Origin of the sequence: Geomonas oryzisoli, from assembly GCF_018986915.1 — a bacterium.
Lineage (GTDB): Bacteria > Desulfobacterota > Desulfuromonadia > Geobacterales > Geobacteraceae > Geomonas > Geomonas oryzisoli.
The window spans coordinates 4,726,123-4,743,273 of sequence record NZ_CP076723.1 but is presented as its reverse complement, the minus strand read 5'-3'; the positions used below and the strand labels follow the sequence as shown (position 1 = coordinate 4,743,273).

The 17,151-nt window shown below is 63.4% G+C and carries 11 protein-coding genes, 1 tRNA gene and 1 other RNA gene; 2 read left to right on the top strand and 11 right to left on the bottom strand.

All coding sequences use genetic code 11. The annotated features are described in order from the left end of the window. Nucleotides 1–58 precede the first annotated feature (58 nt). The 3 genes from KP004_RS20640 to uvrA form a co-directional block, all read right to left on the bottom strand. Complete coding sequence (locus tag KP004_RS20640; protein WP_216800259.1) at nt 59–1,045, bottom strand: serine/threonine protein kinase; 987 nt, start codon at nt 1,043–1,045, stop codon at nt 59–61. Between the two features lie 164 nt (nt 1,046–1,209). After that, on the bottom strand, nt 1,210–1,749 hold the full coding sequence (locus KP004_RS20635; protein WP_239026881.1) for a hypothetical protein: 540 nt from the start codon (nt 1,747–1,749) through the stop codon (nt 1,210–1,212). Nucleotides 1,750–1,916: 167 nt separating this feature from the next. Next, nucleotides 1,917–4,754 (bottom strand): excinuclease ABC subunit UvrA, encoded by a 2,838-nt coding sequence (uvrA, locus tag KP004_RS20630; protein WP_216800256.1) that lies wholly within the window; start codon nt 4,752–4,754, stop codon nt 1,917–1,919. Between the two features lie 213 nt (nt 4,755–4,967). Here uvrA and KP004_RS20625 point away from each other — a divergent pair, with 213 nt between their 5' ends. Continuing rightward, complete coding sequence (locus tag KP004_RS20625) at nt 4,968–5,639, top strand: pentapeptide repeat-containing protein (protein WP_216800254.1); 672 nt, start codon at nt 4,968–4,970, stop codon at nt 5,637–5,639. 213 nt (nt 5,640–5,852) lie between these two features. Here the strand turns inward: KP004_RS20625 and KP004_RS20620 are convergent, their stop codons facing one another. From KP004_RS20620 to KP004_RS20585, 8 genes are all read right to left on the bottom strand, one after another. Further along, a complete protein-coding gene (locus KP004_RS20620; RefSeq protein WP_183344507.1) occupies nt 5,853–6,053 on the bottom strand; it encodes a cold-shock protein in 201 nt (66 codons plus the stop codon). Nucleotides 6,054–6,166: 113 nt separating this feature from the next. Then, nucleotides 6,167–9,718, bottom strand: a complete 3,552-nt coding sequence (nifJ, locus tag KP004_RS20615; RefSeq protein WP_216800253.1) for a pyruvate:ferredoxin (flavodoxin) oxidoreductase — start codon at nt 9,716–9,718, stop codon at nt 6,167–6,169. Between the two features lie 77 nt (nt 9,719–9,795). After that, the gene (recR, locus tag KP004_RS20610; protein ID WP_216800252.1) at nt 9,796–10,389 is read right to left on the bottom strand and encodes a recombination mediator RecR; all 594 of its coding nucleotides are present in this window, start codon (nt 10,387–10,389) and stop codon (nt 9,796–9,798) included. A 142-nt stretch (nt 10,390–10,531) separates the two neighbouring features. Then, nucleotides 10,532–10,846 (bottom strand): YbaB/EbfC family nucleoid-associated protein, encoded by a 315-nt coding sequence (locus tag KP004_RS20605; RefSeq protein WP_216800250.1) that lies wholly within the window; start codon nt 10,844–10,846, stop codon nt 10,532–10,534. Between the two features lie 48 nt (nt 10,847–10,894). Then, nucleotides 10,895–12,658, bottom strand: coding sequence for a DNA polymerase III subunit gamma/tau (gene dnaX, locus KP004_RS20600; protein WP_216800249.1), 1,764 nt, complete (start codon nt 12,656–12,658; stop codon nt 10,895–10,897). A gap of 78 nt (nt 12,659–12,736) precedes the next feature. Next, nucleotides 12,737–12,835, bottom strand: an RNA gene (gene ffs, locus KP004_RS20595) — signal recognition particle sRNA small type. Nucleotides 12,836–12,868: 33 nt separating this feature from the next. Then, nucleotides 12,869–12,959: transfer RNA gene (locus KP004_RS20590), tRNA-Ser, on the bottom strand. A gap of 123 nt (nt 12,960–13,082) precedes the next feature. Beyond that, nucleotides 13,083–13,421 carry a hypothetical protein gene (locus KP004_RS20585; protein WP_216800247.1) on the bottom strand — a complete coding sequence of 113 codons (339 nt, stop codon included), beginning with the start codon at nt 13,419–13,421 and terminating at the stop codon, nt 13,083–13,085. A 208-nt stretch (nt 13,422–13,629) separates the two neighbouring features. Here KP004_RS20585 and mfd point away from each other — a divergent pair, with 208 nt between their 5' ends. After that, nucleotides 13,630–17,103, top strand: a complete 3,474-nt coding sequence (mfd, locus tag KP004_RS20580) for a transcription-repair coupling factor (RefSeq protein ID WP_216800246.1) — start codon at nt 13,630–13,632, stop codon at nt 17,101–17,103. Nucleotides 17,104–17,151 lie beyond the last annotated feature (48 nt).

Genomic DNA, 17,151 nt, shown 5'->3' with positions numbered 1-17,151 from the left:
CCGCTGCACGAGGCCTAACGTCCCCCCCTTGTGAAAGGGGGGTCAGGGGGGATTTCCTCTATAGCAACACCAGCGGCGGCTCATCCAGTGCCGCGACCTGCTCGCGCAACTGCAGGATGTGCTCCCCCCAGTACCGCACGGTGTTGAACCAGGGAAAAGCAGTGGGGAAAGCCGGATCGTCCCAGCGGCGCGCGAGCCACGCGCTGTAGTGCAGCATGCGCAGCGCACGCAGCGCCTCCACCAGGCGCAGCTCCGCCGGGTTGAAGTCGCAGAACTCCTCGTACCCCTTGATCAACTGGGCAAGCTGGACCAGTTGGCGCGGCCGCTCGCCGGAAAGCATCATCCACAGGTCCTGCACCGCCGGCGCCATGCGCGCGTCGTCGAAGTCGACGAAGTGGGGAGCGTCGTCGCGCCAGAGGATATTGCCGGCATGGCAGTCGCCGTGGGCGCGAATGTAGCGCACCTGCGGCACCGACGCGAAAGCCTCGTCCACCACCTGCAACAACTGGCTGGTGACCGCCTCATAGCTTTCCCGGTACTCCTGCGGAATGAAGCGTTCCCCGATCAGGGCGACACTGTCGTAGCCGAAGTCGCGACTCTCCAGGGCCGGGCGGTGCTGGAAGGGACGTACCGAGCCGATGCTGTGGATGCGCCCCAGCATGCGCCCCAGGATCAGGAGGTTATCGTCGTTGTCGAACTCCGGCGCGTGCCCACCCTGGCGCGGGTAGAGTGCGAACCGGAAGCCCTGGTAGTGGAACAGGGACTCTCCGGAGGCGTTGACGATCGGCGCCACAACGGAGAGCTCGTGCTCGGCCAGTTCCAGGCAGAAGCGGTGCTCCTCGACGATCTGTTCGTCGCTCCAGCGCCCGGGACGGTAGAACTTGGTGATGAGCGGCTTCTCTTCCTCTATCCCCACCTGGTACACGCGGTTCTCGTAGCTGTTCAGGGCCGAGGTGCGGCAATCGCAGCGGTACCCCTGGCTCTCTACGGCGTCCATGATGAAATTCGGGGTCAGGGTGTGGAACGGGTGCTGGGCATCGTGCATAAGGGGTCCTCTCCGGGGTGTTGTTGACCCAGGCACAATAGCATCAATCGCCCCGGGAACCAAGCGGCGTGACGCGCCGGGGTTCCCGGGCGGAACCGTAGACAAAAAAAGGCCCGCTGCGCAGGGACGCAGCAGGCCAAGGGGAGACGTCCCCGTCCTACGTACTAGAAGAGTGCCTTGGTGAATATGTCCGCCGGTGCCTGGAACGGCCCCAGCGGGTTGACCTGGTCGGTCATCTGGTCGATCTTTGGTTCGCCGCTGGAGAGCTTGTAGGCGACGTGATGGTTCACGAAGACCACCAGCGCCTTGAAGCGCCACCCCGTTTCGTGGGTCCTGCGTTTGAAGTTGAAGATGTCGAGCCAGAAATTGCCGACCCGTTTGCTGTAGCTCCTTTTCGGCTCAAACACGTAGGCCCGGCAGTCCGACCTCGCCTTCAGGCAGGCCTGCAACCCCGGGTCGAGATCCTTGGAAGGCATCCCCTGCAACATCGCAGCGATGTCCAAGTAGTTTAGGATCTTGATGTTCGGTGAGGACTTGATGTCGAACCCTATCTTCTGCAGGTCCTCCACCGTCGTCTTCCCGATCGTGATACTGTCGTAAGATGCCTTGGCCGCTTCATACTCTTCCCAAGGGGATTCGGTGACCGCCTTGCTGCGCGGCAGCAGGTTTGCGCAACCCGCCTGCGACAGCAGAAGCAGAATCATGATGGCTTTCTTCAAATATTTCGGACACATGGGACAATCCTCGCTGGTACGTCCCCAGACCACAATGAGCAGATTATAACGCAGTTCGGCGTCAAGTCCCGCCCTTTACTCCTTCTTTTTCCGGGTCTTCAAGCCGCAGTACGGGCAACGTTTCGACCTCCACTACGCTACAGCTGCATCTTTTTCAGGTACTGCCCGGTGTAGGAGCGCTCCACCCGCGCCACCTGCTCCGGCGTCCCCACGGCGATGATCTCCCCGCCGCGGTCGCCTCCTTCGGGTCCCAGGTCGATGATCCAGTCCGCGGTCTTGATGACGTCCAGGTTGTGTTCGATCACCACGATGGTGTTGCCGGCATCGACCAGTTTGTGCAGTACCTCCAGAAGCTTGGCGATGTCGGCGAAGTGCAGGCCGGTGGTCGGCTCGTCCAAGATGTAGATGGTGCGCCCGGTGGCGCGCTTGGAGAGCTCCTTGGCGAGCTTCACGCGCTGCGCCTCGCCACCGGAGAGCGTGGTGGCGGACTGCCCCAGCTTGATGTACCCAAGCCCCACCTCCTCCAGGGTCTGCAGCTTGGCCCTCGTGCGCGGGATGTGCTCCAGGAAAACCAGTGCCTGGGACACGGTCATGTCCAGCACCTCGGCGATGGAGCGCCCCTTGAACTTCACCTCCAGGGTTTCCCTGTTGTAGCGCGCCCCCTTGCAGACCTCGCACTGCACGTAGACGTCGGGGAGAAAGTGCATCTCGATCTTGATGATGCCGTCCCCGGAACACGCCTCGCAGCGCCCACCCTTGACATTGAAGGAGTAGCGCCCCGGCTTGTAGCCGCGCATCTTGGACTCCGGGAGCTGGGCGAAGATCTCGCGGATCTCGGTGAAGAGCCCGGTGTAGGTGGCCGGGTTGGAGCGCGGCGTGCGCCCGATGGGGGACTGGTCGATGTTGATCACCTTGTCCAGCACCTCGGTGCCGTGGATCGCCCGCACCGCCCCCGCTTTCTCGCGGCTCTTGTAGAGGCGCTGGTTCAGAGTCTTGTAGAGCGTGTCGATGATGAGCGAGGACTTGCCCGAGCCGGACACGCCGGTGATGCAGGTCATCACCCCCAAGGGAACGTCCACGTTCACGTTCTTCAGGTTGTTCTCGCTGGCGCCCTCTATGTTGAGGAAGCGGTGTCCCTTGCGGCGCTTCTTGGGGACGGGGATGGTGAGCGCGCCGGAAAGGTAGCGTCCTGTGAGCGAGTGCGGGTTGGCCATGATCTCGGCCGGGGGCCCCTCGGCCACCACCTCGCCCCCGTGCACGCCTGCGCCCGGTCCCATGTCGATGACCCAGTCCGCCTCGGTGATGGTCTCCTCGTCGTGCTCGACCACCAAAACCGTGTTGCCGATATCGCGCAGGTGACGTAACGTCGATAAAAGCCGCCCGTTGTCACGCTGGTGCAGGCCGATGGAGGGCTCGTCCAGGATGTAGAGCACCCCCACCAGCGAGGAGCCGATCTGGGTCGCCAGCCTGATCCTCTGCCCTTCGCCGCCGGAAAGGGTACCGGAGGAGCGGTCCAGCGAGAGGTAGTCGAGCCCCACGTTGACCAGGAAGTTAAGACGTTCCCGGATCTCCTTCAGGATCCTGCGCGCGATGTCCTCTTCTTTGTCGGTGAGTGCGAGCGACTCGAAGAAGGCGAGGCTGTCCTTGATGGAGAGGGCGGTCACCTGCTGGATGTTCTGGTTGCCCACCAGGACGAAGAGTGCTTCCTTTTTGAGGCGCGCGCCGTTGCAAGAGGGGCAGGGCATCACGTCCATGTACTTTTCCAGCTCCTCGCGCACCGTCTCCGATTCGCTCTCGCGGTGGCGCCGCTCCAGGTTGTTCAAGACCCCCTCGAAGGGCTTGCGGTAGGTGTGCCGCTTGCCGGCATCGTCCACCCACCAGAAATCGACCGATTCACCGCCGGAGCCGTTCAGGATGACCTCCTTCGCCTTCTTGGAAAGGCTCTTGAAGGGGACATCCATGCTGAAGCCGTAGGCCTTGGCGAGCGCTTCAAGAGTCAGCTGGTACCAGCCGGAGAAGCGGGTCTGCCACGGCGCGATGGCCCCCTCGGCCAGGGACAGTTCCGGTTCGGGCACCACCAGTTCCGGGTCGAGGTACATCCTGGTGCCCAGGCCGGTGCAGTCCGGGCAGGCGCCGTAGGGGTTGTTGAAGGAGAACATGCGCGGCGTCATCTCGGGGTACGAGATGCCGCAGTCGATGCAGGCGGCTGATTCCGAGAAGAGCAGCGTCTCTGCCTTGATCTCCCGGGTCTCGTCCTCGGAGAGGGCCACCTTCACGATCCCCTCGGCGTGGGAGAGCGCTGTTTCCAGCGAGTCGGCGAGCCTCTTTTCGAAGCCGGGCTTCACCACCAGGCGGTCCACCACGATGTCGATGTCGTGCTTTTTCTTCTTGTCGAGGGTGATCTCCTCGCCCAGGTCGTGGGTTTCGCCGTCGATCACCACGCGGACGAAGCCGTCCTTTCGCAGCTGGGCCAGTTCCTTCTTATATTCACCCTTGCGGCCGCGCACGATGGGGGAGAGCAGGGTGAGCTTCGCCCCCTGGGGGAGCGCTGCGATCTGGTCCACCATCTGGGACACGGTCTGCGACGAGATCAGGCGCCCGCAGTTGTAGCAGTGCGGCTGCCCGACCCGGGCGAACAGAAGGCGGAGGTAGTCGTATATCTCGGTGACCGTCCCCACCGTCGAGCGGGGGTTCTTGCTGGTAGTCTTCTGCTCGATGGATATCGCCGGGGAAAGTCCCTCGATGGACTCCACGTCCGGCTTCTCCATCTGCTCCAGGAACTGGCGCGCATAAGCGGAGAGCGACTCCACGTAGCGGCGCTGTCCCTCGGCGTAGATGGTGTCGAAGGCGAGGGTCGATTTCCCCGACCCGGAGATGCCGGTGATCACCACCAGCTGGTCCCTCGGAATTTCGACGTCGATGCATTTCAGATTGTGCTCGCAGGCACCTTTTACGATGATCTTATCCGTTGCCATGATGCTCCCGTTGTATGTGGCTCAAGCGCCGGTCAGGCGCGCAGCAGTAAAATATAGCACATGCCTCGTTCATTGTGCAGCCGACAGCTTCAGTATAATGAGAAGCGGATCGGTACCGCAAGACATCCGCGCTTCAGGTTTTGCGAAAAACGCCGATAAGGGAACGAGCTTAGCTCCGGCCCGGCCGGAAAGCACACCAATAGGGAGGCGACCATGAACCGCCATCTTGCAGCGCATATCGCACCTTTCACCCTGGCAGCCTGGCTTTTTGCCGGAGTCCCCTGCCTCCATGCCCAGGCCGCGGCACCCGCGCCTGAGCCGACCGCCAAAGAGAACGCGGCGGAGGCCCAGACGCTGAAAGCCGCCGAGGCCAAGCTCGCCGCACTCGCCAAAGAGGTGGAGTCGGGCAAGCCGGCGGCGCAGGTCTCCAAGAAAGGCTCGGAGAAGAAGGGCGCCACGTCGAAGATGAAGAAGAAAGGGAAAAAGGGAAAGGTTGCCAAGAAGGGTAACGGCAAGGGGAAGGGCGCCGTGGCGGTGAAGACCAAGGTGCTGGAGCGCCGCATGACGCAGGCCGAGGTCCAGGGGGTGCTGGCGGGCAGCCGTGACTTCGCCGGCGCCGACTTGAGCGGCCTCAACCTGACCGGCTACGACCTCTCCGGCGCCAAGTTCAACCGCGCCAACCTGCAGTCGGTCAACCTGGAGCGCGCCGACCTCTCGGAGACCGACCTGGAGTTGGCCGATCTCTCCGGCGCCAACCTGCGCGGCGCATCGCTGAACCAGGCCCGTATCAGGGGCACCAGGCTCGCCGGCGCCAAGCTCGACGGCGCCCTGTGGACCGACAAGACCATCTGCAGGGCGGGATCAACGGGAAACTGCATAGAATAACTGGCGCGTACGGCTTGGTCCCCCCGCCCCTTGCGGGAGGGGGTCAGGGGGTGGGGGAAGGTGCCATCACTTCTGCTGCTTGCGGCTTCACCCACCCCCCAGCCCCCTCCCGTCAAGGGAGGGGGGGCTAGAACGCCCATGATGTGGCATAAACCACAAAAAAAAGCCCCCGGGGTTTCCCCCGGGGGCTTTTCGTCGTTTAAAGAATGGACTTTAAACCCTTACTACGTTGGCTGCCTGGAGGCCTTTCGGTCCCTGCTGCACGTCAAAAGTTACGGAATCGCCCTCGGTCAAGGATTTGAACCCTTCGCTCTGGATCGCGGAGAAGTGTACGAACACATCCTCGCCGTTCTCCTGCTCGATGAAACCAAAACCCTTGCTGTCATTAAACCACTTAACTACACCTTTTGCCATTACCACTTCTCCTGTTACTACTCTTTTACGTGATTGCGGGACCATCCCCGGCACAGGTAAAGATTTTATGCACGGGTCTGGTCCCTGTCAAGCGCTTTAGTTAGATTTCTTTTCTATTTGCCGAAGTCCATTTCTGCCATTCGCTTGTACAGATCGAAGCGGCGGGCAGTGAGTTCGGCGGAGCGGGCCATGAGAGTCGCGGCCGCTTCCGGGTTGTTCTTCTTCAGTACGCGGTAACGGTTCTCACCGTAAGCGTACTCCTCGAGAGAGATGCTCGGCTCCTTGCTGTCCAGCTGCAGCGGGTTCTTACCCTGCTCGGCGAGGTCCGGGTTGTAGCGGACCAGCGGCCAGTGGCCGGAGGCGACCGCACGCTTCTGGGTCTCGACGGCGGTGGCCATGTCGATGCCGTGGGCGATGCAGTGGCTGTAGGCCAGGATCAGGGACGGGCCGTCATACGCCTCGGCCTCCATGAACGCCTTGACCACCTGGGCCGGGTTGGAGAGGGAGACCTTGGCGACGTAGACGTTGCCGTAGGCCATGGCGATCATGGCCAGGTCCTTCTTGGCCTGCGGCTTGCCGCCCGCCGCGAACTGGGCCACGGCGCCCATCGGGGTGGACTTGGAGGCTTGGCCGCCGGTGTTGGAGTAGACCTCGGTGTCGAGCACCAGGAGGTTCACGTTCTTGCCGGAGGCGATGACGTGGTCCAGACCGCCGTAGCCGATGTCATAGGCCCAGCCGTCGCCGCCGACGATCCAGACCGACTTCTTGACCAGGTAGTCGGCGATGGAGAGGAGCTTCTTGGCAGCGGCGTCGCCGGAAGCGGACAGGATCTCCTTCAGCTTGGCCACGCGGGCCCGCTGCGCCTCGATGCCGGCCTGGGTCTTCTGGTCGGCGCCCTTGATCTCGGCGACGAGGTCGGCCGGGAGGGAGAGGGTGTCGATCAGCTCCAGCGCCGCCTGGTTGAACTTGTCAACGGCGAGCCTCATGCCGAAGCCGAACTCGGCGTTGTCCTCGAACAGGGAGTTGGACCAGGCCGGGCCGCGTCCGTCGGCGTTTTTCGCCCACGGGGTGGTCGGCAGGTTGCCTCCGTAGATCGAGGTGCAGCCGGTCGCGTTGGCGATCAGGGCGCGGTCGCCGAAGAGCTGGGACATGAGCTTCAGGTACGGGGTCTCGCCGCAGCCGGCGCAGGCGCCGGAGTATTCGAAGAGCGGGCGGACCAGCTGGCTTCCCTTCAGGGTGTCGAGCTTGACCAGGGTCGGGTCGGTCTCCGGGATGTTGAGGAAGAAGTCGTAGTTGGCGGCCTCGGATGCCCTGAGCGGCGCCTGGAACTTCATGTTGATCGCCTTGTGCTTCGGGTCTTCCTTGGACTTGGCCGGGCAGTTGGCCACGCAGGCTGCGCACCCGGTGCAGTCTTCCGGGGCGACCTGGATGGTGCACTTCATCCCCTTGAACTCGTTGCCGCGGGCGTCGGTGGACTTGAAGGTCTCCGGTGCGCCGGCGAGCTTGTCGGCGTCGTACACCTTCATCCTGATGGTGGCGTGCGGGCAGACGAAGGAGCAGATGCCGCACTGGATGCAGAGGCTCTCGTCCCAGACCGGGATGTCGACGGCGATGTTGCGCTTCTCGTACTGCGAGGTAGCGGTCGGGAAGGTACCGTCTGCCGGGAGCATGGAGACCGGGACGTCGTCGCCGCGACCGGCGATGAGCTGTGCGGTGACTTCCTGCACGAACTGCGGTGCGTGGGCGCCCACGACGGCAGGCTTCTTGATCTTGCTGGTCGCGGTGGCCGGCACGGTGATCTCGAAGATGTTCTCCAGGGCGGCGTCGACCGCCTTGTTGTTCATCTCGACCACCTTCTCACCGGACTTGCCGTAGGACTTCTTGATGGCGTCCTTGATGGAGGCGATGGCGGCGTCGAGCGGCATGATGCCCGAGATCTTGAAGAAGGCGGTCTGCATGATCACGTTGATCCTTGCGCCCAGGCCAAGCTTCTCGCCCAGCGCGATGGCGTTGATCACGTAGAACTTGAGCTTCTTGTCGATGATCTGCTGCTGTACCTCGACCGGCATGGCGTTCCAGACCGCTTCCTTGTCGTCGGTAAGCGAGCAGAGCAGGAAGGTGCCACCCACCTTGGCGCGGGAGAGCATGTCGTACTTCTCCAGGAAGGAGAAGTTGTGGCAGGCGACGAAGTCCGCCTGGTCGATCAGGTACGGGGAGCGGATCTCGCCCTTGCCGAAGCGCAGGTGCGACACGGTGACGGTACCGGCCTTCTTGGAGTCGTAGACGAAGTAGGCCTGGACGTTGTTGTCGGTGTTCTCGCCGATGATCTTGATGGAGTTCTTGTTGGCGCCGACGGTGCCGTCGGAGCCCAGGCCGAAGAACATGGCGGAGTAGGTGCCGGCGGAGGGGTTCACGAAGGCCGGGTCAAAGTCCAGCGAGCAGTTGGTGACGTCTTCCTTGATGCCGACCACGAAGTGGTTCTTCGGCTTGTCGGCTTTCAGGTTGTCGAACACGCCCTTGGCCATGCCCGGGGTGAACTCCTTGGAACCGAGGCCGAAGCGGCCGCCCACGATGATCGGGTAGGACTTGAACGCGCTCTTGCCGTCGGCCATGGCCTCGCCGATGGCGGTCCTGACGTCGAGGTAGAGCGGCTCGCCCAGAGAGCCCGGCTCCTTGGTGCGGTCGAGGACGGCGATCTTCTTGACGCTAGCCGGGAGGCAGGCGGCGACGGCGTCGACCGGGAACGGCCTGAACAGGCGCACCTTTACCAGACCGACCTTCTCGCCGGCGGCGTTCAGGGTCTCCAGGGTCTCCTGGACGGTGTCGGCTGCGCTGCCCATCACGATGATGACGCGCTCGGCGTCCGGGGCGCCGACGTACTCGGCGACGGAGTACTTGCGGCCGGTGAGGCCGGCGAACTTGTCCATCTCCTCCTGCACGATCTCAAGCGCCTTCGGGTAGTAGGCGTTGACGGTCTCGCGACCCTGGAAGTAGACGTCCGGGTTCTGAGCGGTGCCGCGCAGCACCGGACGGTCCGGGGTCAGCGCGCGTGCGCGGTGCGCCTGGACCAGCTCGTCGCTGATCATGAAGCGCATGTCGTCAAAGGTAAGCTCCTCGACCTTCTGTACCTCGTGCGAGGTCCTGAAGCCGTCGAAGTAGTGCATGAAGGGAACGCGGGCGCGCAGGGTGGCGGCCTGGGAGATCAGCGCGAAGTCCATGACCTCCTGCACGTTGTTGGAACAGATCATGCCCCAGCCGGTGGAACGGGCCGACATGACGTCGGAATGGTCGCCGAAGATGTTCAGCGCGGCGGCCGAGATGGCGCGGGCCGAGATGTGGAACACGGTCGAGGTGAGCTCGCCCGCGATCTTGAACATGTTCGGGATCATGAGCAGCAGGCCCTGGCTGGCGGTGAAGGTGGTGGTCAGGGCGCCGGCCTGGAGCGCGCCGTGGACGGCACCGGAGGCGCCACCTTCGGACTGCAGCTCGGAGACGGAGGGGACGGTGCCCCAGATGTTCTTCTCGCCCCGGGCGCTCTTCTCGTCCGAGATCTCCCCCATTACCGAGGAAGGGGTGATCGGGTAGATGGCGATCACCTCGTTGGTGGCGTGCGCCACGTGTGCGGCAGCGGTGTTACCGTCGATTGTTACCATTCTGCGGGACATTGATTTCCTCCTGTGTTTGAAAATCCAATTGAGCTTTACGGTAAAAGATCGTTCTAGTTCGCACTTGCGGAAGGGCCCTAAAGCTCCGAACGCCCCTCCACTGCCCGCTGCACGGTCGCCGCATCCACGTATTCCAGGTCGCTGCCGATGGGGATGCCGTGCGCCAGACGCGTCACCTTGATCCCGAGCGGCTTGATCATCCTGGTCAGGTAGAGCGCCGTCGCCTCCCCCTCCACCGTGAAGTTGGTGGCGATCAGCACCTCGCGCACCTCGCCCCCCTCCAACCGCTGCATCAGCTCGGCGATCCTCAGGTCACGCGGTGTAACGCCGTTTAACGGTGAAAGAGCCCCCTGCAGCACGTGGTAGCGGCCACGGAAAGCGCGGCTTCTCTCAAGGGCCAGCAGGTCTTGCGGCTCCTCAACCACGCAGAGCGCGGCGCTGTCGCGCTCCCCCGAGCAGATCCAGCAGGGATCATCCTCGGTGATGGCAAAACAGCGGGAGCAAAAACGGACCTTTTCCTTCACCTGCATGAGGCTCTCTGCTAACGCCTCGATATTACCGGGATATTTAAGCAGATGAAAGGCGAGGCGCAAGGCACTTTTTTCACCGACACCAGGCAGTTTCTTCAATTCTCCCACCAGCCTGGTCAGCGAGCCCGAAAAATGTAGCATATTCCCACCATGGATAAAACAAGTTTTTACTGGTTATTTTTACCAAAAAAATTTTGATCGTAGAATTGGATAATTAAAGGGTGCACACCAAAGCGGTATGCACCCTCCATTTCATCCGTATCCTGCGCTAGGCGGCGTCCCCTTAGAAAAGGCCCGGGATGCTCAGCCCGCCGGTGATCTTGCTCATCTCCTCGCTCATCTCCTGGTGCACCTTCTTGAGGGCCTCGTTGATGGCGGTGATGACCAGATCCTGCAGCATTTCCACGTCTTCCGGATCGACTGCTTCCTTCTTGATGACCAGCGAGAGCACCTGGTTCTTGCCGTTGACAACCGCCGTTACCGCGCCGCCGCCGGTGGTGACCTCGGCGGTTCTTTCCGCCGCCTGCTCCTGCAGCTTGCCCATCTTCTGCTGCATCATCTGCGCTTGTTTCATGATCTGCGCCAAACCTTTAGACATCGTATCCTCCAATTTTCCTTTATTGTCGCAGCGTACCGCGGAACATTGTTATGATTTTGCAACTTCTATTTGGGGAAGTTCCCGCACCTCGGCGATCTCGCCGTCGAAAAGCTCGACCGCCGCCGCCACCAGCGGATGCTCCTCCGCCTCCCGTCTCAAAACTGCCTTTCGCTCGGCGTTTTCAAGGCTTTTTTTTTCCGACAGGGTCGGGGCGGCGTCCGTAGGGGGGCCGTTCAGGGCGACCACCTTGATCTGGGTGGGGACGCCGAAATGGGCCTGCGCCAGGCTCTTCAGCTCGTTGATCTGCTCGGGATCCTGCAGGCGGGTCAGTTGGAAGGAGCCCTGCAGGCAGCCGATCTCCAACACGCCCTGGGCCACCTTGACCGGGTAGACCTCTTCCAGCGCACCGCCCAGCATCGGCTTCTTGGCCTTGACCGCCTGCACGAAGCTGCCCCAGAGGTCACCACCCGTGGCGAAGGCAGCCGGTGCCGCCTGCGGCGCCGCGCTCTGCTGCGGTGCTGCCGCGACCGGTGCTGCCGCAACGGGAGCAGCCGCGGGTCGCGTGGGCGCCGCCTGCTGCTGCGGCGCATACTGCTGAGGCGCCGGCTGCTGTGCCGGACGCTGTGCGGGGGCGGACGGCTGCGGGGCCTCTGTGCGCGGCGGCAGCGCCCCCCCCCTTTCCAGGGCGTCGAGGCGCGCCAGCAGCTCCTGCACCGGGATGGCCGGGGCCAGGGTCGCCATCTTCATCAGCGCCATCTCCAGGATCAGTCGCGGGAAGCCGGCGTGCGCCATCTCGGCCTCAGCCTTGAGCAGGATGGCCAAGTGGCGCTGCAGGTCCTGGACCGAAGCCTGCCCACCCAGCGCCTTCAACTCGCCCTGTTCGGTATCGGAGAGCTCAAGGAGGTCACCGGGATCCCCGACCGCCTTGAGGATGGAGATGTTGCGGAACTGGTTGATCAGTTCCTGGCAGAACTGACGCATGCTGTAGCCGAAGGAATCGACTTGGGCCACGATACCGAGCGCACCCTTCACGTCCGCCTCGAGCACACTGCGGCAGCCGTCCATGATCAGGCGCCGGTCCACCACCCCCAAAAGGGCGGCGACGTCCGCGTCGGAGACACTGTTGCCGCAGAAGGCGAGCACTTGGTCCAGCGTGGAGAGGGAGTCGCGCATACTGCCGTCGCCCTTCCTGGCCACGACCGAGAGCGCCTCGTCCGAAACCTGCACCCCCTCCTGGTCCACGATGTAGCGCAGCCTCGAGACGATGCGCGGCAGCGCGATCCTCTTGAAGTCGAAGCGCTGGCAGCGCGACAGGATGGTGATGGGAACCTTGTGCGGCTCGGTGGTGGCGAAGATGAACTTGACGTGCGGCGGCGGCTCCTCCAGCGTCTTCAACAGCGCGTTGAAGGCGTTGGTGGTCAGCATGTGCACTTCGTCGATGATGAAGATCTTGTAGCGCGAGCGCGAAGGGAGGTACTTGATGTTGTCCCGCAGTTCCCGGATGTCGTCGACACCGGTGTTGGAGGCGCCGTCGATCTCGAAGACGTCCACCGAGTTGCCGTCGGTGATCTCCAGGCAGGTAGAGCAGGTGTTGCAGGGCTCGACGGTCAGACCGCTCTCGCAGTTGAGTGCCTTGGCGAGGATGCGCGCCGAACTGGTCTTGCCCACGCCGCGGGCGCCGGTAAAGAGAAAGGCGTGCGCGACCCTGCCGCCGTCGATGGCGTTTTTGAGGGTCTGACTGACGTGCTCCTGGCCGACCAGGTCGCTGAAGGTCTGGGGGCGCCATTTTCTAGCAAGAACAAGATAGGACAAGGCGGCGTACCTCTATGGCTTCACGTGGTTCATGATTCGTGCGGGGCGTGGGGCGGGCGGGGGGTTGCGGAAAGAGCTGATAGCTGGGCTACCCCGCGGCACACGGGGGCGGTTACTGCCGCTGCTTCCTTCCGGACCTGACGGGGTTCATAACCTTCCGTTGCGCGGGACCCAGCTATCAGGTCTATCCGCAAAGGGTAAATATAAGTATGGCGGAGAGAGAGGGATTCGAACCCTCGGTACGCTATTAACGTACACACGCTTTCCAGGCGTGCTCCTTCAACCACTCGGACATCTCTCCACAACAAGGAGGAGATATATAATACACGCCGCATTAATTGTAAAGCGAATTCTTCAGGGGGACGTAAAACGCCGCCCACCCAAGCAGCAACGGTGGGCCGGACCCGGCACCAGTGCGCTGCGGTCAACCGGCCAGTTCGTCGGGCCGGCGCCCTTTTTTGCGCATGAGGATGGCCTGCAGGAGGGACTGCTTCTCTTTTTGCAGCAACTGCTTGGCGATGATGGAGCGCACCGAGAGGAGCTCCTTCCTGAGCGCCTCGGCGTTCTTCACCAGGTGCCTGGCCCGGGGATCGCTGCGGACGTAGGGGGAGAGCAGGTGCACGGCCTCGGAGATCTTGCGGCTGACCAGCACGCGCTCGCGGTAGTCTTCCAGCCGGCCCGATTTCAGGCGTTCCTCTAGTGCGGCAAACTCCGAGCTGAAGTAATTGATCACGTCGGAGTGGAGGACATCTTCTTGTTTCATATGCTCACCTTTAATTAAACTGCTCACAGCTGGTTCTCCTCAGGCTTCAAGAGGCTCTTCGGCTCCTCCCGTTTTTTCTTTACTTTTATTTGGGCTCGGTGGAAAAACTTTGCCTGCCAAGTGTCTGGATAATCGGCCCCGTTTTTGCTATGCTCAACCGGTGCCAGAGTGCTCCACCCACCAAAGCGAAAGGCCCCGCCCCGACACGATGACCAAGCCCGAAGCGCAGTACCTGAAACAGCTCAACCAAAAACTGACCTCCCCCACCTGCCAGGTGAGCGTGACCGGGCTGGAGGGATCGGCGCCGGCTTTCCTTTTGTCGCGGCTGGCCGACAACGGCGCGCCGCCACTGCTGGTGCTGACCGCCGACCAGGAGAGCGCCGACGAGCTCGCCCGCGAGCTGCGCTTTTTCTCCGCCCGGCCGGAGAGCGTGCTCCCATTCCCCGCCTGGGACGTCACCCCCTTCGAGACCGCCTCGCCCCACCCGGACCTGGTCGGGGAGCGCCTGAACGCCCTGGTGCGCCTCTTGGACGGCGCGGCCCGGGCGGTGGTGCTCCCGGTGGCGAGCGCCTTGCAACGGGTGATCCCGCGGGATACCTTGGGCGGGGTGTGCCAGTACCTCGTTGCCGGCGAAGAGTTGGAGCGTGACGGCCTGGTGGAAAAGCTGGTCAAGCTGGGCTACTCCCACGTCCCCTTGGTCGAGGACCGCGGCACCTTCTCGGTGCGCGGCGGCATCCTGGACATCTTCCCCCCAGACCGGGAGCAGCCGATCCGCATCGAGTTCTTCGGCGACGAGGTCGAGACCATGCGTCTCTTCGATCCGGTTTCGCAGCGCTCCCTGGAGCCGCTTGAGGAACTGGTGCTGCTCCCTTCCCGCGAGGTGATCCTCTCCGAGCAGGTGGTGAAGGACCTCGCCCCCAGGCTCAAACGCCGCTGCGACCACCTGGGCATCGGGGCCGACCGGCGCCGGGAGCTTCTGGAGCAGTTGCAGCACGCCATCTACCCTCCGGGCGTCGAGTTCCTGCAGCCCCTGTTCCATCCCCACCTGGAAACCATCCTCGACTACGTTGGTGAGCATGCGGTACGGGTCCTGGTCGATCCCGACGCCATAGCCGATGTGCTGCAGCGCTTCGGCGAGGACCTGGACAGCGCCTTCAAGCGCGCCGAATTGCGCGATGCCATCGTCTGCGACCCCGGCGAGCTCTACCTCTCGGCGCAGGAGTTGGAGCGCGCCCTCTCCGGCGGGCGCCGCCTGGAGTTCCCCCGCCTCGAGATCGAGGGGGAAGGAGGCGAAAAGCTCCGGGTCGCCTGCTCCGGCAACCAGGACCTCAAACTGGACACCAACCCGGAAGGGGAGCGGGTGCTGGCCCCCCTGACCGAGAAGATGGTGACCTGGATCGCGGCGGGAAACCGCGTGCTGATTCCCTGCCACCAGGCCGGTCAGGCCCGCAGGCTCTACGAGTTGTTGTCTCACTACCGCCTCCCCCTGGAGCACTCCCAGGACTCGTTCCTTAGCGCCGCCGCGCGTCCCGCCGGCCGGGTCGAGATCCTGATCGGCGAAATTTCCCGCGGCTTCCGACTGGAAGAGGAACGCCTGGTGGTCATCGCCGAGGAGGAGATCTTCGGCAAGAGGGTGAAGCGGCGCGGCCTGTCCGAGGCAAAAAAGAAGCAGCTCCTCACCTCGCTGGCCGAGTTGAAGCCGGGCGACCACATGGTGCACATCGATTTCGGCGTGGCGCTGTACCGCGGGCTGCAGCACTTGAGCCTCACCGGGATGGAGGGGGATTTCCTGCTCCTCGAGTATGCCGGCGGCGATAAGCTCTACCTCCCGGTGGACCGCATCAACCTGGTGCAGCGCTACGTGGGCGCGGAGGGGATCGAGCCCAGGCTGGATCGCCTTGGGGGCGCCGGCTGGGAAAAGGCCAAGGCCAAGGCCCGCGCCGAGATCCAGGAGATGGCGGCGGAGCTTTTGAAGATCCATGCCGCCCGCGAGGTCCAGGAAGGGTACCGCTACTCCCCGGCCGACGACATGTACCGCGCTTTCGAGGCCTCCTTCGCCTTCGAGGAGACCCCGGACCAGGCCGCCGCCATCGACCAGGTCATCGCCGACATGGAGAGCCCGCGCCCCATGGACCGCCTGGTCTGCGGCGACGTCGGCTACGGCAAGACCGAGGTGGCCATGCGCGCCGCCTTCAAGGCGACCCTGGACGGCAAGCAGGTGGCCATCCTGGTGCCGACCACGGTGCTCGCCCAGCAGCATGCCGAGAGTTTCGCGGCCCGGCTCAGGGATTACCCGGTGCGGGTGGAGATGCTGTCGCGCTTCCGCACCCCGCAGCAGCAGAAGCAGATCCTGGAGGGGGTGAAAAAGGGGGAGGTCGACATCGTGATCGGCACCCATCGCCTCCTGCAAAAGGACGTGGTCTTCAAGGACCTGGGGCTTCTGATCGTGGACGAGGAGCAGCGCTTCGGCGTGGCCCACAAGGAAAGGCTCAAGCAGTTCCGGGCCGTGGTGGACATCCTCACCCTGACGGCGACCCCCATCCCGCGCACCCTGTACATGTCGCTCATGGGGATCCGGGACCTCTCCATCATCGACACCCCGCCGGTGGACCGGCTCGCCATCAAGACCTTCGTCTCCCGCTCATCGGACGAGCTGATCCGCGAGGCGGTGCTCAGGGAACTCAGGCGCGGCGGCCAGGTCTTCTTCGTGCACAACCGGGTGCAGTCGATCGGGGCCATGGCCGAAGAGCTGCGCCGCATCGTCCCCGAAGCGAAGATCGCCGTGGGTCACGGACAGATGGCGGAGAAGGAACTGGAACAGGTCATGCTCTCTTTCATGCACGGCGAGGCGAACCTCCTTCTGTGCACCACCATCATCGAGAGCGGTCTGGACATCCCCACCGCCAACACGCTCATCGTGAACCGCGCCGACACCTTCGGCCTCTCTCAGCTCTACCAGCTGCGCGGCAGGGTCGGCCGCTCCAAGACCCGCGCCTACGCCTACCTGCTCATCCCCGGCGAAGGCTCCATCTCCTCAGACGCGCGCGAGCGGCTGAAGATCATCCAGGAATTGACCGAACTCGGCGCCGGGTTCAGGATCGCCACCCACGACCTGGAGATCCGCGGCGCCGGCGATCTCCTGGGCGCGCGCCAGAGCGGCGACATCGCCGCGGTCGGCTTCGAGCTCTACACCGAGCTCCTCGACGAGGCGGTGCGCACGCTGAAGGGGGAGGCGCTCCCCGAGCGGGTGGAGCCGGAGATCAAGCTCAAGGTGCCGGCCTTCATCCCCGAAGATTACGTCCGGGATCCGAACCAGCGTCTGCTCATCTACAAGAAGCTGACCCAGCCCGCCGACGAGGCGGAGGTCGACGACATCCGCGAGGAGCTGGCGGACCGCTTCGGGCCGCTGCCGGTCGCGGCGCTCTACCTGCTGGAAGTGATGCGCCTGCGCGTCGCGCTGAAACGGCTCCTGGTGAAGGAGATCGAATACTCAGGCAACGAGCTGTCGCTCGCCTTCCACGAGAGGACGCCGGTCTCACCGGACGCCATCACCGGACTGTTGCGAAAAGAGAAAGGAAAATACAGGTTTACACCGGACTTCCGGCTCTTCGTGCGGGTCACTGACGGCTCGTTCGACGGGGTGCTGGCGGAAGCCAGAAATGTCTTGAAATGCCTAGTCTGATATGCTAGCGTTCCCCGGATTGGAATAAATTTACGCTAATAACAAAAG